26 protein-coding genes and 1 pseudogene are annotated in these 26,311 nt (G+C 72.6%); 17 read left to right on the top strand and 10 right to left on the bottom strand.

The window, feature by feature from the left end; translation table 11 throughout:
- Window positions 1-21: 21 nt before the first annotated feature.
- The 5 genes from ACFWZH_RS02810 to ACFWZH_RS02790 form a co-directional block, all read right to left on the bottom strand.
- Entirely contained in the window at window positions 22-975 is a 954-nt protein-coding gene (locus ACFWZH_RS02810) for a chitin-binding protein (protein ID WP_384424581.1), read from the bottom strand.
- 38 nt (window positions 976-1,013) lie between these two features.
- Entirely contained in the window at window positions 1,014-3,149 is a 2,136-nt protein-coding gene (locus ACFWZH_RS02805; protein ID WP_384424579.1) for a UvrD-helicase domain-containing protein, read from the bottom strand.
- 203 nt (window positions 3,150-3,352) lie between these two features.
- Window positions 3,353-5,587 (bottom strand): family 2 encapsulin nanocompartment cargo protein terpene cyclase, encoded by a 2,235-nt coding sequence (locus ACFWZH_RS02800; RefSeq protein ID WP_384424577.1) that lies wholly within the window; start codon window positions 5,585-5,587, stop codon window positions 3,353-3,355.
- A gap of 90 nt (window positions 5,588-5,677) precedes the next feature.
- Window positions 5,678-6,577, bottom strand: coding sequence for a RimK family alpha-L-glutamate ligase (locus tag ACFWZH_RS02795; RefSeq protein ID WP_384424575.1), 900 nt, complete (start codon window positions 6,575-6,577; stop codon window positions 5,678-5,680).
- The gene (locus ACFWZH_RS02790; RefSeq protein WP_384424573.1) at window positions 6,574-7,461 is read right to left on the bottom strand and encodes a RimK family alpha-L-glutamate ligase; all 888 of its coding nucleotides are present in this window, start codon (window positions 7,459-7,461) and stop codon (window positions 6,574-6,576) included. The genes ACFWZH_RS02795 and ACFWZH_RS02790 overlap by 4 nt, the downstream gene beginning before the upstream one ends.
- 463 nt (window positions 7,462-7,924) lie before the next feature.
- Between ACFWZH_RS02790 and ACFWZH_RS02785 the strand changes: the two genes are divergently transcribed.
- The 3 genes from ACFWZH_RS02785 to ddaH all read left to right on the top strand — a co-directional run bounded on the left by ACFWZH_RS02785 (window position 7,925) and on the right by ddaH (window position 10,931).
- Window positions 7,925-9,271, top strand: a complete 1,347-nt coding sequence (locus ACFWZH_RS02785) for an amidohydrolase family protein (RefSeq protein WP_384424647.1) — start codon at window positions 7,925-7,927, stop codon at window positions 9,269-9,271.
- Window positions 9,272-9,445: 174 nt separating this feature from the next.
- Window positions 9,446-9,952, top strand: a complete 507-nt coding sequence (locus tag ACFWZH_RS02780; protein ID WP_384424571.1) for an Lrp/AsnC family transcriptional regulator — start codon at window positions 9,446-9,448, stop codon at window positions 9,950-9,952.
- Window positions 9,953-10,106: 154 nt separating this feature from the next.
- The gene (gene ddaH, locus ACFWZH_RS02775; protein ID WP_384424569.1) at window positions 10,107-10,931 is read left to right on the top strand and encodes a dimethylargininase; all 825 of its coding nucleotides are present in this window, start codon (window positions 10,107-10,109) and stop codon (window positions 10,929-10,931) included.
- A 51-nt stretch (window positions 10,932-10,982) separates the two neighbouring features.
- Here ddaH and ACFWZH_RS02770 read toward each other — a convergent pair.
- Window positions 10,983-12,189 (bottom strand): annotated as a pseudogene (locus ACFWZH_RS02770) (RNA-guided endonuclease InsQ/TnpB family protein); the annotation flags it as partial.
- Window positions 12,190-12,392: 203 nt separating this feature from the next.
- Here ACFWZH_RS02770 and rocD point away from each other — a divergent pair.
- Window positions 12,393-13,628 carry an ornithine--oxo-acid transaminase gene (gene rocD / locus ACFWZH_RS02765; protein WP_384424567.1) on the top strand — a complete coding sequence of 412 codons (1,236 nt, stop codon included), beginning with the start codon at window positions 12,393-12,395 and terminating at the stop codon, window positions 13,626-13,628.
- A 63-nt stretch (window positions 13,629-13,691) separates the two neighbouring features.
- On the opposite strand, the gene ACFWZH_RS02760 is transcribed toward rocD, so the two are convergent.
- Together ACFWZH_RS02760 and ACFWZH_RS02755 are read right to left on the bottom strand one after the other, a co-directional pair.
- Window positions 13,692-14,057, bottom strand: coding sequence for a peptidoglycan-binding protein (locus ACFWZH_RS02760; protein WP_384424565.1), 366 nt, complete (start codon window positions 14,055-14,057; stop codon window positions 13,692-13,694).
- Window positions 14,058-14,235: 178 nt separating this feature from the next.
- Window positions 14,236-14,820 (bottom strand): TetR/AcrR family transcriptional regulator, encoded by a 585-nt coding sequence (locus ACFWZH_RS02755; protein WP_384424563.1) that lies wholly within the window; start codon window positions 14,818-14,820, stop codon window positions 14,236-14,238.
- 149 nt (window positions 14,821-14,969) lie between these two features.
- Here ACFWZH_RS02755 and ACFWZH_RS02750 point away from each other — a divergent pair, with 149 nt between their 5' ends.
- From ACFWZH_RS02750 to ACFWZH_RS02730, 5 genes are all read left to right on the top strand, one after another.
- The gene (locus tag ACFWZH_RS02750) at window positions 14,970-15,428 is read left to right on the top strand and encodes a nuclear transport factor 2 family protein (RefSeq protein WP_384424561.1); all 459 of its coding nucleotides are present in this window, start codon (window positions 14,970-14,972) and stop codon (window positions 15,426-15,428) included.
- Between the two features lie 246 nt (window positions 15,429-15,674).
- Window positions 15,675-16,292 carry a TetR/AcrR family transcriptional regulator gene (locus ACFWZH_RS02745; RefSeq protein ID WP_384424559.1) on the top strand — a complete coding sequence of 206 codons (618 nt, stop codon included), beginning with the start codon at window positions 15,675-15,677 and terminating at the stop codon, window positions 16,290-16,292.
- Complete coding sequence (locus ACFWZH_RS02740) at window positions 16,289-16,945, top strand: peroxiredoxin-like family protein (RefSeq protein WP_384424557.1); 657 nt, start codon at window positions 16,289-16,291, stop codon at window positions 16,943-16,945. The genes ACFWZH_RS02745 and ACFWZH_RS02740 overlap by 4 nt, the downstream gene beginning before the upstream one ends.
- Before the next feature lie 170 nt (window positions 16,946-17,115).
- Window positions 17,116-17,367, top strand: a complete 252-nt coding sequence (locus ACFWZH_RS02735) for a hypothetical protein (protein WP_384424555.1) — start codon at window positions 17,116-17,118, stop codon at window positions 17,365-17,367.
- 11 nt (window positions 17,368-17,378) lie between these two features.
- On the top strand, window positions 17,379-18,524 hold the full coding sequence (locus ACFWZH_RS02730) for a flotillin family protein (RefSeq protein WP_384424553.1): 1,146 nt from the start codon (window positions 17,379-17,381) through the stop codon (window positions 18,522-18,524).
- Window positions 18,525-18,770: 246 nt separating this feature from the next.
- Here the strand turns inward: ACFWZH_RS02730 and ACFWZH_RS02725 are convergent, their stop codons facing one another.
- A complete protein-coding gene (locus tag ACFWZH_RS02725; RefSeq protein ID WP_384424551.1) occupies window positions 18,771-19,280 on the bottom strand; it encodes a MarR family winged helix-turn-helix transcriptional regulator in 510 nt (169 codons plus the stop codon).
- 286 nt (window positions 19,281-19,566) lie between these two features.
- On the opposite strand from ACFWZH_RS02725, the gene ACFWZH_RS02720 reads away from it, so the two are divergent.
- Complete coding sequence (locus ACFWZH_RS02720; protein ID WP_384424549.1) at window positions 19,567-20,805, top strand: cytochrome P450; 1,239 nt, start codon at window positions 19,567-19,569, stop codon at window positions 20,803-20,805.
- A gap of 185 nt (window positions 20,806-20,990) precedes the next feature.
- Entirely contained in the window at window positions 20,991-21,197 is a 207-nt protein-coding gene (locus tag ACFWZH_RS02715; RefSeq protein WP_384424548.1) for a ferredoxin, read from the top strand.
- A 118-nt stretch (window positions 21,198-21,315) separates the two neighbouring features.
- Here ACFWZH_RS02715 and ACFWZH_RS02710 read toward each other — a convergent pair whose 3' ends face one another.
- The gene (locus ACFWZH_RS02710; protein ID WP_384424546.1) at window positions 21,316-21,768 is read right to left on the bottom strand and encodes a nuclear transport factor 2 family protein; all 453 of its coding nucleotides are present in this window, start codon (window positions 21,766-21,768) and stop codon (window positions 21,316-21,318) included.
- Window positions 21,769-21,857: 89 nt separating this feature from the next.
- Here ACFWZH_RS02710 and ACFWZH_RS02705 point away from each other — a divergent pair, with 89 nt between their 5' ends.
- The 6 genes from ACFWZH_RS02705 to ACFWZH_RS02680 all read left to right on the top strand — a co-directional run bounded on the left by ACFWZH_RS02705 (window position 21,858) and on the right by ACFWZH_RS02680 (window position 26,254).
- Complete coding sequence (locus tag ACFWZH_RS02705) at window positions 21,858-22,427, top strand: PadR family transcriptional regulator (RefSeq protein WP_384424545.1); 570 nt, start codon at window positions 21,858-21,860, stop codon at window positions 22,425-22,427.
- A 154-nt stretch (window positions 22,428-22,581) separates the two neighbouring features.
- A complete protein-coding gene (locus tag ACFWZH_RS02700; protein WP_384424543.1) occupies window positions 22,582-22,929 on the top strand; it encodes a hypothetical protein in 348 nt (115 codons plus the stop codon).
- A 147-nt stretch (window positions 22,930-23,076) separates the two neighbouring features.
- Window positions 23,077-24,132 (top strand): NAD(P)-dependent alcohol dehydrogenase, encoded by a 1,056-nt coding sequence (locus tag ACFWZH_RS02695; protein WP_384424541.1) that lies wholly within the window; start codon window positions 23,077-23,079, stop codon window positions 24,130-24,132.
- Window positions 24,133-24,417: 285 nt separating this feature from the next.
- Window positions 24,418-24,972 (top strand): LAETG motif-containing sortase-dependent surface protein, encoded by a 555-nt coding sequence (locus ACFWZH_RS02690; protein ID WP_384424539.1) that lies wholly within the window; start codon window positions 24,418-24,420, stop codon window positions 24,970-24,972.
- A 29-nt stretch (window positions 24,973-25,001) separates the two neighbouring features.
- Window positions 25,002-25,706, top strand: coding sequence for an RNA polymerase sigma factor (locus ACFWZH_RS02685; protein ID WP_384424537.1), 705 nt, complete (start codon window positions 25,002-25,004; stop codon window positions 25,704-25,706).
- The gene (locus tag ACFWZH_RS02680; protein WP_384424535.1) at window positions 25,703-26,254 is read left to right on the top strand and encodes a hypothetical protein; all 552 of its coding nucleotides are present in this window, start codon (window positions 25,703-25,705) and stop codon (window positions 26,252-26,254) included. The genes ACFWZH_RS02685 and ACFWZH_RS02680 overlap by 4 nt, the downstream gene beginning before the upstream one ends.
- The last annotated feature ends 57 nt before the right edge of the window (window positions 26,255-26,311 follow it).

Raw genomic sequence — 26,311 nt, 5'->3', positions numbered from 1 at the left:
GGGCTCCTGGGCGGCGTCCCTTTAGGGCGTGTCACCGGAGGGGCGGCCGACCACTCTGGGGCGGGTGCTCGGCATGGCCGGCGCGCTGGAGGGCGTCGGCTTGGCGGCCGGGGACTTGGCGGCCGCCGGGGTGCGCGCGGGCGCCGGGGAGTCGCCCCGGTCCGGGGAGTTCACGGGGTCCTGAGCTCCGGACGGATCCGAGGACCTGGCAGGGGCCGGGGACTTGGCGGGCGCCGGCGACTTGGCGGGCGCAGGGGTCTTGGCGGGCGCAGGGGAACGCGCGGGGTCCGGGGACTTGGCCGGGGCCGGGGTGCCCGAGGGGTGCGCCGGGTCACGGGGGTCCGGCGAGCGGTACGGATCCCGGGGATCGGACGGGGCCGCGGAGTCGCGCGGGTCCGGGGAACGGGACGGGTCCGGGGCGTCGGAGTGATCCCCCGGGTCACGCGGGTCCGCGGAGTCGCGCGGGTCCGGCGAGCGGGACGGGTCCGGGGCGTCGGACGGGTCACCGGAGTCCGACGGCTCGCCGGAATCGCGCGGGTCACCAGAATCGCGCGGGTCACCGGAGTCACGCGGGTCACCGGAGTCCGACGGGTCGCCCGAGTCGCGCGGCGGGTCCTCGTAGGAGGGGTCCTCGTCATCGCGCGGGTCCGGCTCCGGGGCGCTGTCCGGGTCGAGCTGCAGGCTTCCGTACCGCGCGAAGCGGGCCCACTCGCCGGCCGGGACCACGGCCATCGCCTTCCCGGTGCAGTCGCGGGAGGACCACAGGATGAGGTCGAGGGGGGTTTCGTTGCCCACCTCGCCACCCCCCTGCCCGAGGCCGTAGCAGTGGTCGTCACCCGGGTCGAGGATCTCGTACTGCTTGTTGTGCGGGCGCATGTGGAAGGTGATGGTGCCGGTGGTGGCCTGCGCACGGAGGGGGGCGAACGCGGCGAGCGCCGTCCCGGTGATTGCCGCCGCGCCAAGCAAAGCAGTCATATGTCGCATGGCCGAAAGGTTCCACATACCATATGGGACTATTCACCACGAATCGTATATTCACCCCCGGCCCCTGTGACGCTTCCCAGCCACAGCACATCCCGCGCCCTGGTCATCGCCACGAAGAGCTGACTGCGGGCCAGTTCCCCGCGCTCGTACGCCGTTTCGGCGCCGGTCCCCACCCCGTCCTGCTTGGTCGTGGGCGGCAGCGCGGCGTCGTAGCGGGGCAGGTAGACGCGCTTGAATTCCAGGCCCTTGGCGCGGCGGTAGCTGCCGAGCTTCACCCCTTCGCACGGGTTCCCGTCGTACTGCTCCAGCGCGCGGACCCCGATGCCCGCGCGGGTGAGCAGGCGCAGGTAGCGCTCGATGGCGCGCTTGGAGGAGCACAGGACGGCGGAGTCGGCCAGCTCCTGCGGGGTCAGGGCGTGCAGGGCGGCCAGCAGCGCCCGGTCGTGTCCGGCCGCGGTGGGCAGTGCGGCGCGCTGCACCTGGCCGTGATGGTAGGTCAGGTCCACGTCCCGGCGGCCCGGTGTGCGCAGCCCGTCGAGGTCCTCGAAGGCGTCTTCGGCGACCACGGAGAGCGCGGTGTCCACGATCTCCTTGCTGTTGCGGTAGTTGGCGCGCAGGACCTGCCCGCGGTCGCCGCGGATGTCGATGCCGGCGTCGGAGAGCCGGAACCCGCCGGGGTAGACCGACTGCTGCCCGTCGCCGATGAGCAGCAGTCCGTTGGAGCTGTCGCCGACCAGGGCGTGCAGCAGGCGCAGCCCGACGAGCGTGAGGTCCTGGACCTCGTCCACGACGACGGCCGCGTACCCGCAGTGGTGGGTGCGGCCGGCCGCCTCCGCGAGCGCGAGGGAGAGGACGTCGTTGAAGTCGTGCACCGCGCGCTCGGTGCGCTCGGCCTCGTACGCCTCGTACAGGGCCCAGACGGCCTGGCGGTGCGGGCGGCGCAGGGCGGCCCGGCGGCGACGGCGGGCGAGCGCGGCGTACTCGTCGAAGGAGGTGATACCGCGGCCCTTGATGACGTAGTTGATCTCCTCCCGCCAGTAGTGGGGCAGTGGGTCGATCTCGGCCAGGCAGCTGTCCCGGCCGACGTGCTTCCAGGCGAGGCTGAAGGCCGTCTCGGCCTTGTCCCGGTGCAGGCGGACGGTCACACCGCGGCCGTGGAGGTACTCCTGCGCGAAGGAGTGCAGGCTGCGGAAGTCGATCCGGTCGGCGACCGCCGGAGCCATGGCCTTGAGGAAGGTGGCCTGCACTCGGGGCAGGTTGTTGGCGAAGGTGGCGTACAGGACGCGGCCGCCGGTGCGCTGGGCGAGGTGGGCCGCGCGGTGCAGCCCCACCACCGTCTTGCCGGTGCCGGCCGGGCCGCTGATCCGGGCGGGGCCGGCCCAGTTGCGGCGTACCAGTGCGAGCTGGTCGGGGTCCAGGAAGCTCATCCACTGCTCGATGGGGGCCCGGCGCGCCTCGTCCAGCGCGGCCTCGCGGAGCCCGTCGAGGTCGAAGAGGCCGTCGGCCCCGGGCTCGGGCGGGCGGGCCGCGGTGTGGGCGGGCCGGTCGCCGGCCGGGTCCTCGTACTCGGGGAAGACCCGCCCCAGATGCTCGGTGAGGGCGCGAACCGAGGCCGCGGGCAGCCGGGTGCGCTCCGACAGCAGCGCGGGGCCGATCTCGTGCTCGCCCAGCAGCCGTACCCGGCCCAGCTCGGCGTCGATGCGCTGCCCGGCGAAGGCCATCAGCGGACGCACCGCCACCGGGGACATCCCCAGGGAGGCCACCGCGACCTCGGCGGCCTTGGTGACCGCGAGCAGTTTGCGGCGGTGCTCGTCGCGGGAGAACCCACCGGCCCGCAGCCGTCCGCCCGAAGGCTCGGGCGCGGCCCGCCAGTTCTTGACGTCGATGACGAAGACGCCGCCGGGGCCGATCAGCAGCATGTCCACATTGGCCGTGCGGGTGCCCGGCCAGCGCCGGTCCACCAGCAGCCGCCAGCCGCGCTCGGTCAGCATCAGCAGCTGCGCGGCGACCCGCCGCTCCCCCTCGCTCGCCGCCTCCCAGCGTTCGGCCTGCTGCCGGGCCACCCGCCACTGCTCGCGTAACACGCGCTCCTGCCTGCGGGCTTCCTGCGCCCGCCGGGAGGCCGAACCGCCCGCCGAACCGCCCGCCGCACCCGCTGCTGCCATCGCTCGCCCCCTCACCGCCGACCCCCGCGCCCGCGGGGGCCATGAACCATAGGTCGGTGGCAGATGACGTGGTAGTGCGCACGGGAGGAGCACAGGGGGCACGGCCGTCGGGCCCGTAAGGCGGTGGACCTACGGGCCCGACGGCCTGGCGCCCGGCCGGTCCGGCGCGGTGCGGGCCCGGCGCTCCGGTGTGGTCCGGCGGCCTATCCGGCGCCGGCGAGGGAGCGCTGGAAGAGCCGGGCGGCCGACGTCCCGAGCCCCGACGGCGCCCCCAGCCGGCCCGGGGAGCCCGGCGGATGGCGCAGCTCGGGCTCGACGTAGCGCAGGCAGTCCCGGTGCCAGATGAGGATGCCGGCCATCCAGTGCTCCAGCTCGCGCACATAGCCGTCGAGCGCCGCGCGGGCCTCGGCGGAGAGCTCGAAGTCGTCGTAGACGACGGGGAGTTCCTTGGCGGCGACGTGCTGGAACTCGCGCATACGGGAGGCCATGAGGTCGTTGACGATGGCCAGCGCGGTCGGGTAGTCGCAGTCGAAGAAGGTCTGGACGACCAGGATGCCGTTGTGGACCTCGCCCTCGTACTCGATCTCCTTCTGGTAGGAGAAGACGTCGTTCATCAGGCAGGCGAAGTCGGCGGCGGAGTTCTCCAGTGAGCGCAGCGTGCCGGTGCGGTAGATCTCCGGGGGGACCTGCCGGCCGTGGCCGATGCGGCTGAGGGCCATGGTGAGGTCGGAGCCGAAGGTGGCGCGGCGCATCTCGATGTAGTCGACCGGGTCGGGGATGCGGTTCTGGACCTGGTTGTCGATCTCCCAGAGCCAGCTGGCGGTCATCGTGTCGACGGCCGCGCGGAACGCCGCGCGGGCCTCCGGGGTCATCGGCCCGGCGGTCCGGGTCCACAGGTCCAAAAGGCCGCGTTCGAGGGCGTTGACCGGCTCCGGGGTGGGGCCCAGGTCGAGCGGCATGAAGGCCGACAGCCGCTCGGTGCAGACCTTGGCGGCGGCGATGTCGCGTGGGCGGCCGAAGACCTGCGGGTAGTAGTCGTCCGCGTAGGTGCCCCAGGCCAGCCAGCCGGAGGTCAGGTCGAGTTGCTCCGGGGTGGCGTCGGGGTGGATGCCGGCCGCGCACAGCGGCAGGTCGTAGCGGATGATCGCGGGCTCGTCCCAGACGTCGGAGAGCGGCACACCGGGCTGCGGCTGGAGGATGCCCATCCGGTGCGCCCAGTCGACGAGCCGGCGGCGGGCGCCCTCCAGATGCGGGCTGAGGGTGGTGGTGAACGGCATGTGGATGTCGGGGATGCGGGACGGCCCGACCTCTTGGTGCGGGACGTGGGTGTAGCTGCGCAGGCGGTGCGCGGCCGCCGTGGTCAGCGCGGTCTTGAGGTCCGCCGCCGAGGTGCCCAGCCCCCCGGCGGAGAACGGCGACCAGGGCGCTCCCGAGTCGGCCGCCGCGCCGCCGCCGTTCATGTAGCGGCTGGAGCGCATGTGCCACTCGTGGCCGCCGGACTGCCAGTCCTGCAGGCCCTTGGCGTACGCCAGCACGTCCGCGCACGACCTGGGGTCCAGGCCCTTCTCCAGGAACAGCGCGGGCAGCTCCACGACCACCGTGTTCTCGAACTGCTGGAGCCGCGAGGTGATCAGGTCGTTGACGGAGTCGGCGGCCTCCTGGGTGGTGCAGTCCAAGAAGGTCTCCAGCACCAGCACGCCGTTGCTCAGCTCGCCCTCCTCCTCCGTCTCCCGCTGGTAGGAGAACAGGTCGTTGCGCAGGTGGACGCCGTCGGAGAAGGTGTCCTTGAGCACCCGCAGCGGCCGGGAGCCGGCGACGGCCGCCGGGACCTCGGCTCCGGTCGCGTACTCCACCAGGCCCGCCGACCAGGGGGCGCCGCCGACCTTGCGGCGCATCTCGATGTACTCGACGGGGTTGGGCACCCGGTGGATGTTGATGTTGGACAGTTCCCACAGCGATTCGTTGAGCAGGTGCTCAGTACTCTCGGCGAACCGCCTGCGCCAGTCCATCGACATGTGCGGCACGGTGCGCGCCCACAGGTCGGCCAGGCCCGCCTCGACCGGGTTGACCGGCTCGGGCACGGCCGCGGAGTCGTCCATCGGCATGAAGGCGGGCAGCCGGTCGAGGTACTCCTTGCCGCCCTCCCGGTCCAGCGTCCGCTTGAACTTCTCCAGGAAGTGGTCGTCGAAGAAGAAGACCCAGACGTACCAGTCGGTCACCAGCGAGAGCGCGTCCGCGTCGCAGTCCGGGTGGGTGTACGCGCACAGCAGGGCGTAGTCGTGGGCGTCGAGGTCCTTCTCCTCCCAGATGCCCGAGCCCTCCAGCATCCCCATGTCGCGGGCCCACTTCTTGGAGTGCGTACGCGCCGCCTCCAGATGCGGGTTCAACCGCGCCGGATAGGGCGTATAGAAGTTGGGCAGTTCGAATGGCTGTGTCACCGTTGCTGGCCTCTCCCCATACGTACGGAAGGAAGGCGCGGCGCAGCACGCCCCCCTGACGGGGCCAGCGCTACCCCGGGTGTCGGTGCGTCAGTCCTTGTGGAGCGGGAGGTTCCGGCTCGGCGCCGCTTGGGTTCGATCACCTTCCACAGATGATCGTTTCGCGCTCACCTCTGGCGCTCTCCTTCCGGTTCGTGCCGCAGCACGGAGGGTGAGCGCGGCCAGCGCCTCGGGGGCGCCGGCCTGGCCACGGATGCCGGGGAAGGCGTTGACGTCGACGATGACGGGCCGGCCCGCGCCGGCGTCGAGCAGGTCCACGCCGTAGACCTCCAGGCCGAAGACCTCGCCGATCCGCAGCGCGGACTCGGCCCAGCCCGCGGGGAGTTCGTCCAGTGGCAGCGGCCGGGTCGGCCCCCGACCGCCCGGGGCCAGCTCCGAGCGGCGCAGCGCGGCGAAGAGCCGCCCGTCGACCACCCACAGTTTGCGGTCCCAGCCGCTGTTCGCGGTGAACTCCTGGACGACCACCGGCTCTTCGGGCCATTCGGCGGCCAGCTGCCGCAGCCGCCGGGCACTGTCGGCCAGCGCCACCAGGTCATGGCGCCGACTGTGCCGGCTCTTGACCACCAGCGGGGTGGCCGGCTCCCCGGCGGCGGCCAGCTGCCCCAGCGTGGGGACGAAGGTGGTCCGCGCGAACGGCAGCCCGGCCGCGCGCGCCAGCTCCGCCATGACCACCCGGTCCTGGCAACGCGCCGTCGCCGCCATGGAGTTGACCACCGGCACCCCGCGCTCCTCCAGGCGGGCGGCCAGGGCCAGGGCCCGCGGCGTACGCGCCTTGAGGAGGCAGACGTCGGGCGGCGGCGCGTCCCGGTCGCGGCCGTGGACCTCCTCCCCGGCGCCCAGGTGTGCCACCTGGTGATGCGGCGTCAGCAGTGCGGTGACCGCGGCCAGCAGCGGGTGCCTCGGATCGGCGGTGATCAGACCGACCCTCACCGGTCGCCGCCGATCGCCGCCAGCGGGGCGGCAGCCGAGGAGACCCTCGCCGGAGGGACCACCGGCCGCCCGGCCCCCTCACGGGCGAGCCGCACTATGGCGGCGGACACCCGGGCGACGGCGTCCGGCACTTGGCGGAAGCTGGGGAAGTCGTTGATGTCGACGACCACCGGCCCGGCCGGCCCCAGCAGCACGTCGACGCCGTACAGGTCGAGGCCGAAGACCGCGCCGACCTCCTGGGCGATCCGGGCGACCTCGGGGGTGAGCGGGACCTGGCGTTCCCGTACGGCGCGGCCGGGGTGCAGCGGTGAGCACCGCTCGGTCGCGTACAGCTCACCGGCGACGCAGTAGACCTTGAGGTCGGACCCGGAGTTGGGGACGTAGGGCTGGGCGATGAGCAGGCCGTCGTCGGCCGGCCCGGCGCCCGGGCCGGTCAGCCGGTCCGGCGTCTCGACCAGCCGGACGGCGCGCCCCGAGCTGCCGTCGGCCGGCTTGACCACGAGCGGGTACTCGGCCTCGGGTATCTCCGCGAAGTCCGCCGCCCGCGCCGCCGCATACGTCACTGGGACCGGCAGCCCGCTGCCTCGGGCGATCACCGCGGCCAGCGCCTTGTCCCGTACGCCCCGGATGGCCCGGACGTCGTTCACCGTCGTCAGCCCGACGGAGGCGGCGGCTTCGAGCAGGGACAGCCCCGGGCCGCCGGAGACGGTCTTGAGGACCCAGGCGTCGTGACTGCCCGCCTGCACCGCCCGGGACAGCGGGATCAGTGAACTGCCGGGCCGCAGCACGTCCACCTGGTGGCCCCAGACCCCGAGTTGGCGGATCACGTCCAGCGGCATGCCGTCGTCGCGGTACTGCTCCTCCACCAGGAAGCAGAGTCTCATCGGGGCATCCTCGTCCTCGCCGCACGTCCGTCCACCGTCCGTCCGGCAGATCCACGACGTACCAGGATCCCATGTGACCAACCGGACGAGCCGGGTGGCCCACGCGCCCGGCTCCGACTGACGTTTCGGCCGCATTACGCCACCTGGCACGCCCCGCCCGTACGCCCTGACCAGGGGTGCGGCAGGCACCCGGACGACTTCCGCCACCTCCGCCCCCGTTTTTCAAATCCCGCATGCCGGAACCCTTGTTCCGCTTCGCGGGCGGTCCTAGGGTCAGGCCACCCCGGGACGATCGACGAGCGGTAGACGAGTACCGAAGTACGGGAAGCAGGCGAGCGGGTTGGCGAACGAACGGCGAAGCGGCTACGGCCGGCGCGGGTTTCTGGCCGGCGTGGGCGGATTCATCGGCGCGTCCGGCGTCGGCGGTGCGGACACGGCACAGGCCGCGACCCGGTACGACGACGTGGCGAAGTACCAACCGGGCGGCGGTCCGCGGCCCGCGCACTTCCACGGCACACGGCAGCTGCTCCTCCCCGAGGTGCTGCTCCTGCCGGACGGGCCGGCGCACGGCCGGGCCGTGCTCGTGGACGGCGGGAAGTTCCGCGCGATCGGGCCGGCCGAACGGCTCGTCGCCGCACACCCCGGCCTTGAGCCGGTGCGCCTGGACGGCCACTTGCTGATGCCGGGCTTCGTGGACGCGCACCACCATCTGACCCAGAGCTTCGGCAAGGCCCAGTCGTTCGGCCAGCCGTCGGAGATCTTCAAGACGATATGGGAGCCGCTGGAGCACGCGCTGGACGAGGAGAGCGCCTATCTCTCGGCGAAACTGGCCGCGTTGGAGGCGCTGCGCGGGGGCTTCACCACCGTCGCCGACGCCGGAACCCGTGCGCCCGTCGATGTCCGGGCGGTGGCCAGGGGCACGGAGGAGGCCGGGATCCGCTGCGTACTGTCGAAGATCGTCTCCAGCGGGACGGGCGGTCCGGAGCACCTGGCGCGGTGGGACGGGCATCCGCTGATCCACCCCTCGCTGGCGATCGCCGTGCCCGAGGACGCGCCCGCGGAGGTCATCAAGAAGACCGCGGACCTGTGCGCCGAGGCCGGCGCGGTGCTGCAGGTGCACGTCAACGAGCACCTCGCCTCCGTGGAGCGCTCGTTGAAGAGCGTCGGCCGGCGCCCCCTCGGGCATCTGCACCACATCGGGGCACTGGGCCCGCACACCCTGGGCGCGCACGCCACCCTGCTGACCCCCGCGGAGGTGCGGCTGCTGGCCGACACCGGGGCCGCGATCAGCTACAACCCGGTGGCCAGCGCCTGGAAGGGCAACGGCGTCGCGCAGGCGACCATGCTGGCCGCGATGGGCGTGCGGTTCGGCATGGGCACCGACGGGACCCGCGGTGACGGCTTCCGGCTGATCGACGCCGGGGAGACCGCGCAGCGGCTGGCGTACGGCATGGCCGAGGGCGACTCGGTGTGCGGGGCCGGGCGGCTGTGGCTGGAGCACGCGACCGCACGCAGCGCCGATGCGCTCGGGCTGGGCAAGGTGACCGGTGAGATCGCGGTCGGCAAGGCCGCCGACTTCCTCCTCGTCGACCTCCGTGTCCCCGAGCTCACGCCCTCGTACGACCTGCGGTGGGAACTCGTCCGCCTGGCGAACCGCGACCAGATCGCCGCGGTCGTCGTGGGCGGCAAGCTGCGCCTGTGGCACGGCTGGCCGCCGGACTGGGACGGCCCGGCCCTGGTCGCCCGCGCGGCGAAGGTGGGCCCGGAGGTCGTACGCCGCGCCAAGCTCCAACGGGTGGAGCCGGTGTAGCGCCCGCCCTGGGGAGCGGCCTTGCCGCGAAGCCATGCCACCCCGAGCGACCTGCGTGGATGTCGGCGTGAGGGGATTTCCGTACCCGACGGGGGATGCCTCGTCACCGCGCCCGGTACCGCTAGCGTGAGGCGCCCGCGCCGGAGCGGGACCGGGATGGATCGGGAGGCTTCAGTGACCAGCAAGGCCGCGCCCTTCGACGACCTCGACCGCAAGATCATGGCGGCGCTGATCGACAACGCACGGGCCAGCTTCGCCGAGATCGGGGCGGCGGTGGGGCTGTCGTCCACGGCGGTCAAGCGGCGGGTGGACCGGCTGCGGGAGAACAACGTGATCACGGGGTTCAGCGCGACCGTGCGGCCGGCCGCGCTGGGGTGGCTGACCGAGGCGTACGTCGAGGTGTACTGCGACAGCGCGGCGCCGCCCCGGCGGCTCGCCGAGGTGGTGCGCAACCATCCGGAGATCGCGGCGGCGATGACCGTCACCGGTGGCGCCGATGCGCTGCTGCACGTACGGGCGAGGGACGTCGAGCACTTCGAGGAGGTGCTGGAGCGGATCCGGACCGAGCCGTTCATCCGCAAGACGATCAGCTACATGGTGCTCTCCCACCTGCTGCCGGACAGCCCGGAGGCGGGCGCGAGCCGGCCCTCGACGGAAGGCGACGCAGCAAACCGGCCGTAGCGGCCCGTCGGACGCAGCATTCCTGCGTGGATGAGCAGCATTCGTTTCTTGTGACCGGAATGGGTCCCTTCTTACCGTGGAGGGCACCGCGGGTGACGATCAGTGACAACTGGTCATTCCCGCATGTCCTCACGGGAAGCGGAGGGATATTTCTGTGCCGACGAGTCGTGCGCCGAGCCCCCGGCGCTATCTGGTCTGCGAGCCCCGGCATTTCGATGTGCGCTACGCCATCAACCCCTGGATGCGGGCGGACGTGCCGGTCGACACGGCCCTGGCGAGCCGACAGTGGACGACGCTGACCGAGGCCTACCGCGAGTACGGGCACACGGTGGAGTCCGTGCCGCCGGTGCCGGGTCTGCCGGACATGGTGTTCGCGGCGAATTCGGCGGTCGTCGTCGAGGGGCGGGTCTTCGGCTCGCACTTCCACGCGCCGGAGCGGCGGCCGGAGTCCACCGCGTACGAGACCTGGTTCAAGGCCGCCGGGTTCGACGTCTACCGGCCGGAGTCGGTCTGCGAGGGCGAGGGCGACCTGGTCCCGGCGGGCCGCTTCCTGCTGGCCGGCACCGGCTTTCGCACGACGCGCGCCGCCCATCGGGAGGTGCAGGAGTTCTTCGGCGTACCGACCATCAGCCTCCAGCTGGTCGACCCGCACTTCTACCACCTGGACACCGCGCTCTTCGTCCTCGGCGCAGACGACGGGGAGCAGAACATCGCGTACTACCCGGGGGCGTTCTCGCCGGGGTCCCGTGAGGTGCTTACGCGGCTCTTCCCGGAGGCGGTGACCGCGACCCGGGACGACGCCATGGCCTTCGGCCTGAACTCCGTCTCCGACGGCCGCCATGTCTTCATCGCCCCGCAGGCCACCGGCCTGATCGACGAGCTCACCGCCCGCGGCTACGTCCCCGTCCCCGTCGACCTGTCGGAGTTCCACAAGGCCGGCGGCGGCATCAAGTGCTGCACCCAGGAGATCCGCTCTTGACTCCTCCCCCTCGTGAACGACGGGGATTCCTAGCTCACGTCGCCTGCCGCCCGGCGGGCGTGCAGGTCTTACACGATCAGCACTAGCCGGGTTGTAGACCAGCCCGGACCAGCATTACGCGGGCGGAGTTCTTGTCTCTGGGAGACGCGAACCCGCACGCGGTGCAGGTATACGTTCGTTCGGAAAGAGGTAGTGCGTGCTTGGTTCTCGCTCCGCACTGCGCACAGTCCATGGTGGTGTGCGCGGGGTGGACCAGGTGGACGAGGCGCCCGTGTTTGCGGGCCATCTCCACCAGGGCCTTCTTCGTGGCGCCGATAGCGGCGTCGGCCGCCTTCCTCGCCATGGTGGTCTTGGCGAGGAACTTCGGGCGGAAATCTTCCACCGCGAGCACATCATGGTCGCGGACGACACGCTTGGCCCACTTCCGGCCGGTGTCCTGCCGCTGCCCGGCAGCCTTCTTGTGCAGTTTCGCGGTCTGCCGCTTCACCTCGCGGTAGCCCTTCGACGCGGCCTGCCCTCGCTTCGGCTTACGACGGGCCATCATCCGCTGGTAACGGGCCAGCTTCTGCGCCGCCGTACGCCCGTGCTGAGCGTGAGGAAGGTCGTGGGCGTCGGACGTGGTGGTCGCGGTCTCCTTCACCCCCCAGTCGATCCCAATCACACGACCGGTCGCGGGCAGGCACTCGACCTGGGACGGGACGACGAAGGACGCCCACCAGTGGCCGACCGCGTCCCGGTACACCCGCACCGAAGAGGGCGGCTCGGGCAGTTCCCGGGACCACACCGGACGTACGACAATCCCGCCCGCAAGCTGCAGACGCTCACCCTTGAGCCGAAAACCGCGCCGCGTGTACTCCAGCGTGGGCAGCGCCTCACGCTTCTTCTTGTAGCGCGGCATCCCGGCCCGCTGCCGCATCGGCAACCCGGCCCTGATGTCCTGCAGGGCCTTCGCGCGGGACTTGCCGAAGTCCCGTATCAGCTGCTGCTGAGGAACGCAGGCGCCCTCCGCGAGCCACGGCGTGCGGGCGCGGGCCTCGGTCAGCATCCTGGCCAGCTGCACCGGCCCACACGTCACCTTCTCACCGGTGGCCCGGTTATGCGCGTGCAAGGCTTTCGACCTCACGACGCATTCGTTCCAGATCCAGCGGCACCGATCCCACTCGGCTTCGAGGGACCGGCGCGCAGTCGACGACAGACGCAGACGGTACGTGTAGCGGGCATGCCCCGCACCCTCCGCCGCGCTCGCTTCCCTCGCCATACATCCGAACCTACCCGGGAGGACTGACAGTTGAGAGCAGCCGATCACAGCGGGCTTGCTCTCCCCGTCGCGGGCGGAAGCCGGAACGCCCGGCGGCGATCCGGCCAACCCTGCCCTGCTCCGCAGGAGCTTCGTCTCTCCCCCGCAAGCGGGAGGTACCCCCACCCCCGGCTGAAGCCTGGGGTATCCACGAAGGAGACCCGATGACTGCTCCCACCCGCACCCTCCGTGTAGGCGCGCCCCGTTCGTCCGCCGAGCTGATCGACGCCGAGGGCCCGGTCCTGGCGCACAACTACCATCCGCTGCCCGTGGTCGTCGCGCGCGCCGAGGGCGTCTGGGTCGAGGACGTCGAGGGCCGCCGCTACCTCGACATGCTGGCCGGCTATTCGGCGCTCAACTTCGGCCACCGCCACCCGGACCTCGTCGAGGCCGCGCACCGCCAGCTCGACCAGCTCACCCTCACCTCCCGCGCGTTCCACAACGACCGGCTCGCCGGATTCGCCGAGGGCCTGGCCGAGCTGACCGGCCTGGACATGGTGCTGCCGATGAACACCGGGGCCGAGGCGGTGGAGAGCGGCATCAAGGTCGCCCGCAAGTGGGCCTACGACGTCAAGGGCGTCCCCGCGGACCGGGCCACGATCGTGGTGGCCGGCGGCAACTTCCACGGCCGTACGACCACGATCGTCGGCTTCTCCGACGACGCGACGGCCCGGATCGGCTTCGGCCCCTTCGCCCCCGGCTTCCGCACCGTCCCGTACAACGACCTCGCCGCCATGGAAGCGGCCGTCGACGAGACCACGGCCGCGGTGCTGATCGAGCCCATCCAGGGCGAGGCGGGCGTGGTCATCCCCGACGACGGCTACCTGACCGGCGTACGCGAGCTCACCCGGCGGGCGGGGTGCCTGCTCATCGCCGACGAGATCCAGTCCGGCCTGGGCCGCACCGGCACCACCCTGGCCGTCGAGCACGAGTCCGTCGCCCCCGACGTCCTGCTGCTCGGCAAGGCGCTCGGCGGCGGCATCGTCCCGGTGTCCGCGGTCGTCGCCCGTCGCGAGGTGCTCGGTGTGCTGGGCCCCGGCCAGCACGGCTCGACGTTCGGCGGCAACCCGCTGGCGGCGGCGGTCGGTTCGGCCGTCGTCGAGTTGTTGGCCACCGGCGAGTTCCAGCGCCGTGCGGCCGACCTGGGCGAGGTCCTCCGTACCGGCCTGTCCGCCCTGGTCGGCAAGGGCGTGACCGGCTTCCGCGCCCGCGGCCTGTGGGCCGGCGTCGACATCGACCCCGCCCTGGGTACCGGCCGCGAGATCAGCGAACGCCTGCTCAAGGAGGGCGTCCTGGTCAAGGACACCCATGGCTCGACGATCCGGCTCGCCCCGCCGCTGACGATCACCGGCGAGGAACTGGCCTCGGCGCTGGCCGGCCTGGAGCGGGTACTGGCCTAGGAGCGAGGCGGGCGGGCGCGGGGTGCGAACACCCCCTGGGCGACGCGCGGGGGCGGTGCGGGTCTAGGCGGCGCGCAGGGCCTTCCAGGTCTGGGGACCGACGACCCCGTCGGCCAGGAGGCCGTGCACGTCCTGGAAGTGCGCCACCCAGCTCTCGGTCTGCGGACCGAAGTCGCCGTCGCCGTCCAGCACGCTGCGGCCGCTCCAGTAGTTGATCAGGCACTGGACCTCCCTGACCCCGTCGCCCGAGTCGCCGCGCCGTGTGGTGGCCTGACCGTCGTAGTAGCCGCAGTGGCCGCGGACCTGCTGCGGTGCGGCGGCGGGGGACGGGGAGGCCGGGGCGACGGCGTGGGCGGCGGGTGCCGTGGCCAGCAGCAGGCCGGCCGCCACGGAAAGGACGGCGGCGCAGGTACGCGGACCCCTGGGCATCGGACGTTCTCCTTCTCCTTCGAGCACCGTGCCTGCCGTGCGGACTGTCCTGCCCGGCGGGCCCGGTGGGACCGGGCCGGGCGGCGCGGTAGCCGCAGACAGGTTTGGCCCGCGCGGCGCCCGGCCATGCGCCGGCCCCGCGGAATCCGCCCCTATGAGTGACGGCGCGGCCGGGTGGCTACGGCCGGGCAGCGCACGCCGCCAGCAGGCTCTCGGCGGCGGTGCGGGCGTGCCGGGCCGCGTCGGGCTCGCCCGAGACCGCGGCGGCGGTGATCGCACCGTCGACCAGGAGCGCCAACTGGCCCGCCAGAGGGGCGGGCTGGCGCACCGGAACGTCCTGGAGCAGCCCGGTCAGGTAGGACAGCAGCGCCCGCTTGTGCTCCCGGGCGACCTGGCCGACCCCGTCGGAGACTGCGCCCAGCTCACCGAACGCGTTGATGAACGCGCAGCCGCGGAAGTCCGGCGCGGAGAACCAGTCGTGCAGCCAGTCGAAGACCGCGAGCGGCCGGTTCGCGGGGTCGTCGGCGTGCTCGGTGACGTAGCCGGCGAGGTCGGCGCGCCAGCGCTCGTCGCGTCGGCGCAGATACGCCTCGACGAGGTCGTGCTTGGCGGGGAAGCACTGGTAGAGGCGCTTGAGCGACACCCCGGCGGCGGTGCGGAGTTCGTCCATGCCGACGGCCTGGATCCCGCGGTCGTAGAACAGCTTCTCGGCGGCGTCGAGTATCCGCGTGCGGGCTTGTGCGCGGGCCTCGTCGTGGTCCATGACACCTCCGTGGCTCTTCTTCGGCGCGGCTTTTCAGAAGAACGGTCGTTCTCTACACTAGCCGACCAGAGGGAGAACGATCGTTCTCCTTCGTGCCGCGACGGCCCCACCGAGGGCCGAGGCGGCCCCACCGAGACAGGGAGCCCACCATGGCACCACGCCCCCCGTTCCCCCCGTTCGACGAGCCGAGCGCCCTGCGGAAGGTGCAGGCGGCCGAGGACGCCTGGAACACCCGCGACCCGGAGCGGGTCGCCCTCGCCTACACCGAGGACTCGGTCTGGCGGAACCGCGACACCTTCCTCACCGGCCGGGACGAGATCGTGACCTTCCTGCACCGGAAGTGGTCCCGGGAGCTGGACTACGCGCTGCGCAAGGAGCTGTGGTCCTACAGCGGCAACCGCATCGCGGTGCGCTTCCAGTACGAGAGCCGCGACGCGGACGGCCAGTGGTGGCGCAGCTACGGCAACGAGCTGTGGGAGTTCGACGAGGAGGGGCTGATGCGCCGCCGGGAGGCCGGCATCCACGATGTCGCGATCACGGCCGCGGAGCGGCGGATCTTCGGCCCGCGCCCGGAGGCGGAGCGGGGCCACCCCCTCCCCTTCCACTGACCGTTCGCCCGGCGCCGGCACCTCACTCGGCAGCTCACCCGGCAGCTCGCCCACCGCGGCCGGGCCCTGCCCGCGCCACCGGCGCCAAGGGGGCGGGGGCGCGGGTTTCCGGAGGTGCCGGCTCCGGATGTTTTCCACAGCGACTGCCCCAACTCCCTTGCGCAGGCGCTGAGTCGGAGTATCTTGGAATAACCGTTCCAAGATGAGTTGCGCAAGGACTCCGCAACGCGAGACGAGCAGGCCGCCATGCCCGACATCAAACACTTCAACCCCGACATCGTGCTCGACGACGCCCTCCAGGTCTTCTGGCGCCAGGGTCTGCCCACCACCGGAATCCAGGCCCTGGTGACCGCGACCGGAGTCAGCCGCTCCAGCCTCTATGCGACGTTCGGCAACAAGGACGGTCTCTACGCCGCGGCGCTGGGCCGCTATATAGAGCGGCACTCGACGCCGGCCTTCGCCCGGCTCTCGTCGGCCGGCTCGGGCCTGACCGCGGTCGAGGAGTTCTTCAGCGGACTGATCGGCATCCGCTGCGCCGGGCCGGTCGCCGGCTGGGGCTGCATGGTCACCAACGCCTACGCCGGTCCCGAGTCCGCCGATCCCGGCATCCGCGACCTGCTCGAAGAGCATCACAGCGCGCTCCGGTCCGCCATGCGCTCCGCCCTGGAAACCGCAGCCGAACTGCACCAACTCCAGCCGTCCACCGACCTCGACGACGCCGCCGCGGTGCTGGCGACCCTCGCGTACGGCGTCAATCTGCGCTCCCGCGCCGGCGCCGACGCACAGTCCCTGACGGACACGGTGACCGCCGCCCTCGCCCCGCTGCGCGCCCGACCCTCACCCCAGGAGCAGACCCGCCCATGAGCCTCAACGACGAACTCACCGCGTTCTTCCGCGCCGGCTACCCCGAACTCCCCGCCGCCGCCCGCGCCGTGATGGAGCGCGCCGGCCGCGACCTCGCCGCGTCGGGCCGGGCGGCCAGGGCCCGGCAGGTCGGCGACCCGGCCCCCGGCTTCCGCCTGCCCACCGCCACCGGCGAAACCGTCGGCCTGGACACCCTCCTGTCCACCGGCCCCGTCGTGCTCACCTTCTACCGCGGCGCCTGGTGCCCCTTCTGCAACCTGGCCCTGCGCGCCCTCCAGCAGCACCACGCCGAGATCACCGCCCGCGGCGCCCACCTGGTGGCCGTATCGCCCCAGATCCCCGACGAGTCCCTCACCCTCGCCGAGAAGCACTCCCTGGCCTTCGACGTCCTCAGCGACGTCGGCTCGGACACCGCCGAGCGGTACGGCCTCGCCTTCGACCTGACCGACGAGCTGGCCGCCGTGTACGACTCCTTCGGCTTCGACCTGCAGCGCGTCAACGGCGGCCATCCCCGCACCCTGCCGGTGCCCGCCACCTACGTCATCGACCGCGACGGCACCATCCGCTGGGCCTTCATAGACACCGACTACGTCGCCCGCGCCGAGCCCTCCGACATCCTCGCCGCCCTCGACGCACTACCCTCCGCACGCTGATTTCCGCCGGAGTTCCGACCGCTCCCTGACGGCATTCTGACGCGTGGGGCGTGCCCCGGCGGCGCACCGCGAACCGGCACCCCAACTCGCCGCCATCCCCCCATATGCCCCCGTGCGCCAGGGCGCTAAGGTCGTTTTTCCAGGAACGTTACGGGGGAGGACAGCCGCCGATGGCACAGGACGATGCCGTGATCGGCTGTACGGGAGTGCTGCTGATCGGCACTCGCGGGGCTGCCGGCCCCGGTGAGGTCCTGGTGCGGATCAGAGGCGGTTCGGAGGCCTTTCTCGCCTGGTCCGCCCAGCCCCTTCCGGTAGGGGCGACCGTGCTCGTGACCGAGTCCCGTGGCCATCGCCAGGTCGACGTCATGGAGTGGGCCGATCCGTTGGACGCGTTGACCGGCGACCCCGGCGACGCCCGTTGAGGAGACACCAGATGTTCGGTTACCGCGTTCCCTCCCCCGATCAAGCCATGCTGATCTCGGGTGGCAGGCGTGGACAGGGGGGCGCGCCGTTTCGAGTGGTGACCGGCCACGGCAAGTTCGTGCTCCCGGTCTTCCGCAAGGTCCGCTTTCTGACCCTGGCGATGTGTGAGGCCGAGGTGGCCGAGCGGTGCGTGACCCGGCAGGGCATCACCCTCACGGTCCGCGCCGTGATCGCCTTCAAGGTCGGCAACGACACCGAGAGCATCGTCAACGCCGGTCAGCGCTTCCTGTCCGACCAGGACCAGATGTCGATCCTCACCGGCCGCATCTTCGCCGGTCATCTGCGCTCCATCATCGGTTCGATGACGGTCGAGGAGATCGTCACCGAGCGGCAGAAGCTGGCCACCGAGGTCCTGGAGACCTCCAAGACCGAGATGGCCAAGATCGGCCTGATCGTCGACTCCCTCCAGATCCAGTCGATCGACGACGGCGACACCGGCTACATCGAGGCGATGTCCGCCCCGCACAAGGCAGCCATCCAGCGCCAGGCACAGATCGCGCAGGCCCAGGCCACCCAGGCATCGGTCGAGGCGCAGCAGGAGGCCGCGCGCAATCAGGCCGAATACTCCCGGCAGACCGCCGTGGTCCAGGCCGAGTACTCCGCCGAGGTGGACCGTGCCCAGGCCCACGCCGCCCAGGCCGGCCCGCTCGCCCAGGCGCACGCGCAGCAGGAAGTCCTCGCCGCGCAGACCGAGCTGGCCGAGCGCCGGGCCCGGCTGCGCCAGCAGGAACTGGTCGCCGAGGTGGTCAAGCCCGCCGAGGCCGAGGCCGAGCGCATCAAGCTGCTGGCCATGGCCGAGGCCGAGCGCATGAAGATCCAGGCCGAGGCCGCCGCCTCCTACGACCGGGTCGCCCTGGACCGGATGCTCATCGACCAGCTCCCGCAGATCGTCAAGGAAGCCTCCGCGGGCCTGGCCAACGCCAACGTCAACGTCCTCAACGGCACCGACGGCCTCGGCGAGATCGCCGCCGGCCTGGTCGGCCAGGGCCTGACCATCCTCGACTCCGTCCGCCGCAACCTCGGCACCCCCGACAAGAGCGACACCGCCGCTTCCCCCAACGGCCAGGCCCCCAGCGGCCGCGTCGAGATCGAGTAGCACGCGCCGAGAACGCGTAGCACCGCGATTCGGCGACACCGGATCCGAGGTCGCCGGGTCGTCCGGTGAACCGCACCGAGCCGCTGCCGGCTCGGGCGGACGACAGGCGGGCAGTCGGACGGACGGCAGGAAGTCGCACGCGGACAGCAGGAAGTCGCACGCGGACGGCGGGTGGTCACACCACAGGCGTTCCGCGCCTCGTCTGGTGGGTCGGGTCCTGTGCGGCCCGGCCCAAAGGTCCCGGCCTCAGGGCGTGTCCATGCCGCCCCGCCCCCGCTGCCGTTCCTCCTGTGCGTGCCGGTGGCGGGCCCAGGCGACCAGGTGGTCGAGGACGGCGACGGTGGTGGCGATATCGGTGTCGTCGAAACCGTCGAGTGCCTCGTGGAGACCGGCCTGGCTCGTGTGCTGGAGGCGCTTCAGGACGGCCTTGCCGTGCGGGGTGATGGCGACCTGGCGGGCGCGCCGGTCGGCCGAGTCCGGGGTGCGTTCGACGAGGTTCTGGGACTCCAACTGCCCTATCTGGCGGGTGACATGAGGGGGCTCGACCATCAGCAGCTCGGCCAGGTCGCCGACCCTGCTGACCCCTCCGCTGTCCTCCAGGGCCATCAGCAGCCACAGGTCGGAGCGGGCCGCCGTGACGCCCGCCCTGGCCGCCTGGCGTTCGTGCGCCCGGGATCGGGTGAGCAGGTAGGACAGCGTGGCCAGCACTCTTTGCAGTGCGGCGGTGGGGTCCTGGTCTCTTCCGGGCTCCGGCATGCAGGCACTTTAACCGCCCCGGTGACCACGGGAACGGGATGCTCCGCGCACGCTCCGTACGCCTGCCCGCTCGCTTTGAGCCAACCTCACGGCGGCCGTGACCGCCCCTTCACGGCCCCGCTCGGGGTGAGTTAACGTGGCGTCACTTAGTTGCTTAACTAAGGTAACTAATTACGTCCACGTCAACCCATCGCCCCGCAGCCGCAGTTGACCGTCGAGGAGTGGCGCCACCCGCACACCGTTCACCACGGCAGCGCCGTGCCCCGATCGCGGAAGGACCAGCCGCATGACGACCGCAGAACGCACCGAGGCGCAGCGCGACGCCGGCCCGGGTGAGGGCCCCGCCGCCCTCACCCTCCCGGCCTCCCGGGCCGGCGGCTGCCCCTTCGATCCGGCACCCGGCGTCGAACGTGCCCGCCGGGAGGAGCCCGTCACCCGGGCGACGCTGTGGGACGGCTCCTCCTGTTGGCTGGTGACCCGGTACGAGGACGTACGGGCGGTGCTCGGCGACCCGCGGTTCAGCGCCGACGCGACCCACCCGGGCTTCCCCTTCCTCACCGCCGGCGCACGGGAGTTGTTCTCCAACTCCCCGTCCTTCATCCGCACGGACGACCCCGAGCACGCACGGCAGCGCCGGATGCTCACCGCCGACTTCATGATCAAGAAGATGGAGGGGATGCGCCCCGAGGTGCAGCGCATCGCCGACGAACTGCTCGACCGGATGACCGAGGGCCGCGACGCGGCCGACCTCGTGGCCGAGTTCGCGCTGCCGCTGCCGTCCCTGGTCATCTGCCTGCTGCTCGGCGTCCCGTACGAGGACCACGACTTCTTCCAGGAGCGCAGCCGGATCCTGCTCAACCTCGGCTCGGCGCCCGAGGACGTACGCACCGCGCAGGCGGACCTGGAGCACTATCTGAGTGAGCTCGCCGAGTCCAAGCGGCAGTCCCCGGACGGCGGGATCGTCAGCCGGCTGGTCGACCGCGGCGAACTCGACGCCCTCGAAATCGCCTCCATGGGCAGGCTGTTGCTGATCGCCGGCCATGAGACCACCGCGAACATGACCGCGCTGTCCACCCTCACCCTGCTGCGCAACCCCGACCAGCTGGCGCGGCTGCGCGAGGACCCCTCGCTGATCAAGGGCGCCGTCGAGGAGCTGCTGCGCTATCTGACGATCGTCCACAACGGCCTGCCGCGGGTCGCCACCGAGGACATCACCGTCGGCGGCGTCACCATCCGCGCCGGCGAGGGCCTGCTGTGCACGATCAACACCGCCAACCGCGACGAGGACGTCTTCCCCGACGGCGCCGCGCTCGACGTCGGCCGCGACGCCCGCCGCCATGTCGCCTTCGGCTTCGGCGTCCACCAGTGCCTGGGGCAGCCGCTGGCCCGGGTGGAACTGCAGATCGCCCTCGAAACCCTGCTGCGCCGGCTACCGGACCTGCGGCTGGCCGTTCCCTTTGAGGACGTCCCGTTCCGCCACGACATGGGGATCTACGGGGTGCACGCACTCCCGGTCGCCTGGTGAACGAGCCCCGGGCTTCTCAGCGCACACCGGAAACCCGTAACCGGAATGCCCGGAGCCCGAGCCCGGACCCTGATGCCCGGAACCAGGCACCCGGCTCTCGACATCGCTCCGCTCCACTCGCCACTCTGGCCCCCGAAGGCCCGGCACCAACTCCCGCCACCCGACACCCGACTACGGGGAGAACCATGCGCGTCCACATCGACCAGGACAAGTGCTGCGGCGCCGGAAGCTGCGTGCTGTCGGCACCCGACGTGTTCGACCAGCGTGACGAGGACGGCATCGTCGTCCTCGTCGACGCCGAACCGCCGGCCGAGCTGCACGACGCGGTACGCGAGGCGGCCGCCCTCTGCCCGGCGGCCGCGATCTCGACGGAGCAGACCGAGCGGGTGTAGGCCGCCGCCCCGGGGGGCCTCGGCCCGGCACGCCCGCCGGCGTCGCCACCGAGGCCCCCGCCCGGCACGGGCGCCAGGGGCAAGCCACCCACCCCCTAGAGGGTCCGCGAAGTCCCGTCTACGGCTGCGGCGCCAGCCCCGCGGCGACCAGGCCGTCCAGCACCGCCTCCCCCAGCGCCTGCACCGCGGACTGCGGACGCACCATCACCGTGAACTCCTTGATCAGGCCCGCCTCGTCGAACTGCAGCAGATCGATGCCGTGGATCTGCTTGCCGCGCACGGTGGCCCGGAAGATCAGGATCTTCGAGTCGGCGGGGCCGGCCGCCGCCCCGGCCGCCGTCTCCGCGCTGCCGGCCAGCTCGCCCACGTAATGGAAGTCCTCGAAGGTGTGCAGCAGCACCCCGAACAGCCCGAGGACCATCGGCCGCCCTTCGAAGGGCGTGAACTTCACCGGGCTGTACAGGCGGACGTCCTCGGTGAACAGCTCCTCCAGCGCGCCGAGTTCGCCCGCTTCCACCGCCGCCTTGAACCGCTCCGCAGTGGCCTGCGCGGTCCGCGCCACCGTCGCCATGGTCGTCCCCTCTCGCCGCTTCCTAGTCACGGATATGATTAGTCATATTCTTGAGTATGGGAAGAGCGGGGAAGGGGCGACCCGGGGCGATGGCTCTCAAGCACGCGGTACTGGCGGCACTGCTGGACGGCGAGTACAGCGGATACCAGCTGGCCAAGGCGTTCGACGTCGGCGTCGCCAACTTCTGGCACGCGCTGCCGCAGCAGCTCTACGCCGAGCTGACCAGGCTGGAGGCGGCGGGGCTGGTCGGCGGCCGGCAGGTGGTGCAGGAGACCCGGCCCAACAAGCGGCTGTTCCATGTCACCGACGAGGGCCTGGCCGAGCTGGAGCGGTTCGCCGCGGCCTCCTCCAAGCCGTCGTTCATCCGCGACGATCTGCTGGTGAAGGTGCAGGCCGTGGACCGGATCGACGCCGCGCCCGTGATCGAGCAGCTCGACGAGCGGGCCCGGACCGCCGCCGCCAAGGTCGAGATCTTCGAGAAGCTGCTGGCCCGGCTGCGCGGCGAGCGGGACGAGTCGGAGTTCCTGGCCCACGGCGTGCGCATCGGCCCGTATCTGACCTGTCTGCGCGGCCTCGGCTTCGAACGGGAGACCCGGGACTGGTGCGAGCGGATCGCGGGCGTCCTGAGGGAGCGCAGCACCGTTCCTCAACAGCCCTAGAGTGGCGACCAGTTGATCATGCGGGTTCCGGCGTCTCGTACAGCGCTCGACGGATCGATTCGCCGGCACCCCTTCGTGTGACGGGCCACATCACCGGGCGCACGCATGGGCAGCCCCCTTCCGCAGAGTTACCGGAATCGGAAGGAATGTCCCCATGCGTCTACGTCGCGCCGCCACCGTCGCCGCCACCGCCCTCGCGCTCGCACTGTCCCTGCCCGCCTCCTCGGCCGGCGCCGCCACCGGCACCTTCAGCTACGTCTACGAGGACCTGGGCGGCGGCTCTCACCTGAGCGTGCTGCCCGACCCGCCCAGCCGGCAGTGCATCACGCTCTCCAAGGTGGCCTCCGAATTCGCCCCGCCCTCGCACTCGCCCCGCAACGACACCGGTTCCACCGCCACCGTCTTCACCGGCGCCCACTGCGACGGCGACTACTTCACCCTCCGCCCGAACGGCGGCCACGCCTCCGAGCGGCTGAAGCTCCGCTCGGTGGTCTTCTCCTAAGGGCACACGCCCTACGGCGAAGATCCTCCGCCTCGGCCGGCGGCCGGCCGGCCGAAGCGGAGGGTGGTCCTGGCAGGGGTAGGCACGGCGTGCCCAGGTTGAACAGGGCACTGGCTACAACAACCGGAACGTCGGATTCTCGATGGCATGACCCACACCTCTGTCTCCGCGTACGCCGCGCCCGCCCCCAAGGCCCCACTGGAGCGGATCACGATTCCGCGCCGCGAGCTGGGTGCCCACGACATCCTGATCGAGATCAAGTACGCCGGCATCTGCCACTCCGACATCCACACCGTGCGCGCCGAGTGGGGCGAGGGCGGGAACTTCCCGATCGTCCCCGGTCACGAGATCGCCGGTGTGGTCGCCGAGGTCGGCTCCGCGGTCACCCGCTACCGGGCGGGCGACCGCGTCGGCGTCGGCTGCTTCGTCGACTCCTGCCGGGAGTGCGAGAACTGCCGGGCCGGCCTGCAGCAGTACTGCACCGGCGAGCTCGGCAACGTCGGTACGTACAACGCCACCGGCCGCGACGGCGAGCCCACCTACGGCGGCTACTCCACGCACCTCGTCGTCGACGAGAACTACGCGCTGCGCATCCCCGACAGCATCCCGCTGGACGCCGCGGCCCCGCTGCTGTGCGCCGGTATCACCCTCTACTCCCCCCTCGCCCACTGGAAGGCCGGTCCGGGCAGGCGGGTCGCCGTCGTCGGCCTGGGCGGCCTCGGACACATGGGTGTGAAGATCGCGCATGCCATGGGCGCCGAGGTCACCGTGCTGAGCCAGTCGCTGCGCAAGAAGGACGACGGCCTGCGGCTGGGCGCGGACCACTACTACGCGACCTCCGACCCGGCCACGTTCGAGGCGCTGGCGGGCACCTTCGACCTGATCCTCAACACCGTCTCGGCCGACCTCGACCTGAACGCCTACCTCGGCCTGCTGCGCACCGACGGCACCCTGGTCCAGGTCGGGGCGCCCGAACGGCCGCTTCCGGTCGCGCCGTTCGCGCTGATCCCGGGACGGAAGTCGCTGGCCGGGTCGATGATCGGCGGCATCCCCGAGACGCAGGAGATGCTGGACTTCTGCGGTGAGCACGGGCTGGCCGCGGACATCGAGGTGATCAGCGCGGACCGGATCAACGAGGCGTACGAGCGGGTGCTGGCGAGCGATGTGCGCTACCGCTTCGTGATCGACACGGCGACCATCTGACACGGCCACCGGCGGGGCGCCCACGACCCGGTCGCCCCGCACGGATCGTCACCGGCCGCCGACCACCGACGGCCGGCGCGCCCGGGGCGGCCCACCACCGGCCGTCCCGGGCGCCGGCGCTGTCGGCGCTGCTGTCGCGGCCCTCTGGGAGCCGGGACGGCCACCGGCCGAGCCGGCCCGCGAAAGATTCTCGCCGCCGCCCGGCAACCCCCGCGTCCGCCGCACGTCGTGACGGGTGAGGGCGCCATCAGGCGCCGCCCGTCGAAGAACGTGGAGCAGCCGACCGTGAAGCACATCCGCACCTCCCGCCTCATCCGCGCCGTTTCCCCGCACGCGGCCGATGCCGCCCCGCGGCGCGCCGCCCGTTCCGCCGGCCGCCCCGCCCTGCGCCGCGCGGCCGGCGCCGGGCTGCTCGCGGCGCTGGCGTTCACCGCGCTGTCGGCGGCGGGCACCGCCCACGCCGATGACCGCACGCCCGCGCCGCGGCACACCCGGCCGGGGCAGGCGACCCCGTCACCCGCCCCGCGCCCGACCGACGGCAGTGCGCGGCCGACGCCCGCCCCGGACACCAGCGTCAGCCCGTCCCCCACCGCCGCACCCAGCTCGCCCGCCGGCCCCCGCCCGTCCGCCTCGCCCACCCTCCCGGGCCCGCGGCCGAGCACCACCGCCTCGCCCCGCCCCGACGCCGAGCCGTCCAAGGCGCCCCGGAGCGGGAACGGCAGGGAACTCGCGCACACCGGGGCCTCGTCCGCGACCACGATGGCCTTCGGTGGCGGCGCCGCGGCACTGATCGCCGCGGGCGGCGGCACGGTCTACGCCGTCCGGCGCCGGCGCGGCTGAACCGGCGCCCGGCCGCCCCGAAGGAACACATGGAGTACTCCGTCGGCCCGCACAGCGCCCCGGTACGGTTCGCCCTGCCGGGGCCCCGGCACGCCCTGTGGCGACGGCTGTTGCGCGCCGCCCGCCCGGCGGCCGTCCACCGCGAGGCACCGCACCGCCCCGGGCCCTTCGCCCGGCCACCCGAGGACGGCCACCCGCCGTACGGGCACCGCCTGCCCGACGACGCGACCGCCCCGCCGCCCGACCCCCGCCCCACGATCAGCGAGCTCTACCACGCGCACCGGCTCTCCATGGTCCGGCTGGCCGTCCTGCTCGTCGACGACCGCGCCACCGCCGAAGACGTCGTCCAGGACGCCTTCGCCGCGCTCTACAAGCGGCACGGCGACCAGCTCGGCGAGGTCGACAACGCGCTGGCCTATCTGCGCACCGCGGTCGTCAACGCCGCCCGCTCGGTGCTGCGGCGCCGGCGCACCGCCCGCGACTACACCCCGCCTTACGAGGCCGACGCGCCGTCCGCGGAGGAGCGGATCGTGCTGGACGAGGAGCACCGCGAGGTGCTCGCCGCGCTCGGCGGGCTGACCGCGCGGCGCCGCGAGGTCCTCGTACTGCGCTACTGGTGCGATCTGTCGGAGGCGCAGATCGCGACGACGCTGGGCATCAGCCGCGGCGCGGTGAAATCCCTCGCCAGCAGGGCCCTGGACGCACTGGAGAAGACCTTGGAGGCGCGGTCATGAACGGCCCCGGCACGGAGCCCGAGCGGCGCGTCGAGGAGCGGCTGCGGCGGGCTCTCGCGGCCCGCGCGGACAGCATCGACATCCGGGACCTGCGGCCCGCCGCGCCCCCGGGGCCGGCCCTGCGCCGCGGCCGGCCGGCCCGCCCGCAGCGGCCCTGGCTGCGCCGCTTCGGCCTGCCGCTGGCGGCGGCCGCCGCGGCCGCCGCCGTCGCGCTCGGCTATCTGGCGACCGCCCCGGACGGCCCGCCGGTCCGCCCCGCACCCCCCGCCACCTCACCGAGCCCCCTCCCGACCCCGTCCCCGACGCGCAGCGTCCCGCCCCCCGAGCCGACGCCGCCCGACACGCCGGCGGGCCCCGGCCGCACCCCGAGCCCCTCCGGTTCCCCCTCGACCGGCGCCGACCCCGCACGCCCACCCGGGCGCGCCCCCAGCGCCACCCCCACCTCCCCTACGGGCGGCCGCCCGGTGGAGACCACCCGGCCGCCCTCCTCGGCAACACCGTCGGCCACCCCCGACCGCAGCAACTCCCCCTCGCCCTCGTCGCTTTGACGGCCCCGGGCAGGGACCCGGCCGATTCCACGGCGCCGACGCCGGCCGCGCGTCGGC

It is taken from the genome of Streptomyces sp. NPDC059008 (assembly GCF_042749045.1).
Classification (GTDB): domain Bacteria; phylum Actinomycetota; class Actinomycetes; order Streptomycetales; family Streptomycetaceae; genus Streptomyces.
This window is presented reverse-complemented; position numbering and strand designations above follow the sequence as displayed.

Bases quoted from the DNA above. Each gene is read 5' to 3' on its own strand.
- ACFWZH_RS02680 (WP_384424535.1), top strand. From the start codon at position 25,703: ATGAACGGCCCCGGCACGGAGCCCGAGCGGCGCGTCGAGGAGCGGCTG.
- ACFWZH_RS02730 (WP_384424553.1), top strand. From the start codon at position 17,379: ATGTTCGGTTACCGCGTTCCCTCCCCCGATCAAGCCATGCTGATCTCG.
- ACFWZH_RS02705 (WP_384424545.1), top strand. From the start codon at position 21,858: ATGGCTCTCAAGCACGCGGTACTGGCGGCACTGCTGGACGGCGAGTAC.
- ACFWZH_RS02735 (WP_384424555.1), top strand. From the start codon at position 17,116: ATGGCACAGGACGATGCCGTGATCGGCTGTACGGGAGTGCTGCTGATC.
- ACFWZH_RS02740 (WP_384424557.1), top strand. From the start codon at position 16,289: ATGAGCCTCAACGACGAACTCACCGCGTTCTTCCGCGCCGGCTACCCC.
- ACFWZH_RS02685 (WP_384424537.1), top strand. From the start codon at position 25,002: ATGGAGTACTCCGTCGGCCCGCACAGCGCCCCGGTACGGTTCGCCCTG.
- ACFWZH_RS02810 (WP_384424581.1), bottom strand. From the start codon at position 975: ATGACTGCTTTGCTTGGCGCGGCGGCAATCACCGGGACGGCGCTCGCC.
- ACFWZH_RS02720 (WP_384424549.1), top strand. From the start codon at position 19,567: ATGACGACCGCAGAACGCACCGAGGCGCAGCGCGACGCCGGCCCGGGT.
- ACFWZH_RS02750 (WP_384424561.1), top strand. From the start codon at position 14,970: ATGGCACCACGCCCCCCGTTCCCCCCGTTCGACGAGCCGAGCGCCCTG.
- ACFWZH_RS02805 (WP_384424579.1), bottom strand. From the start codon at position 3,149: ATGGCAGCAGCGGGTGCGGCGGGCGGTTCGGCGGGCGGTTCGGCCTCC.
- ACFWZH_RS02695 (WP_384424541.1), top strand. From the start codon at position 23,077: ATGACCCACACCTCTGTCTCCGCGTACGCCGCGCCCGCCCCCAAGGCC.
- ACFWZH_RS02700 (WP_384424543.1), top strand. From the start codon at position 22,582: ATGCGTCTACGTCGCGCCGCCACCGTCGCCGCCACCGCCCTCGCGCTC.
- ACFWZH_RS02755 (WP_384424563.1), bottom strand. From the start codon at position 14,820: ATGGACCACGACGAGGCCCGCGCACAAGCCCGCACGCGGATACTCGAC.
- rocD (WP_384424567.1), top strand. From the start codon at position 12,393: ATGACTGCTCCCACCCGCACCCTCCGTGTAGGCGCGCCCCGTTCGTCC.
- ACFWZH_RS02790 (WP_384424573.1), bottom strand. From the start codon at position 7,461: ATGAGACTCTGCTTCCTGGTGGAGGAGCAGTACCGCGACGACGGCATG.
- ACFWZH_RS02715 (WP_384424548.1), top strand. From the start codon at position 20,991: ATGCGCGTCCACATCGACCAGGACAAGTGCTGCGGCGCCGGAAGCTGC.
- ACFWZH_RS02725 (WP_384424551.1), bottom strand. From the start codon at position 19,280: ATGCCGGAGCCCGGAAGAGACCAGGACCCCACCGCCGCACTGCAAAGA.
- ACFWZH_RS02760 (WP_384424565.1), bottom strand. From the start codon at position 14,057: ATGCCCAGGGGTCCGCGTACCTGCGCCGCCGTCCTTTCCGTGGCGGCC.
- ACFWZH_RS02745 (WP_384424559.1), top strand. From the start codon at position 15,675: ATGCCCGACATCAAACACTTCAACCCCGACATCGTGCTCGACGACGCC.
- ACFWZH_RS02710 (WP_384424546.1), bottom strand. From the start codon at position 21,768: ATGGCGACGGTGGCGCGGACCGCGCAGGCCACTGCGGAGCGGTTCAAG.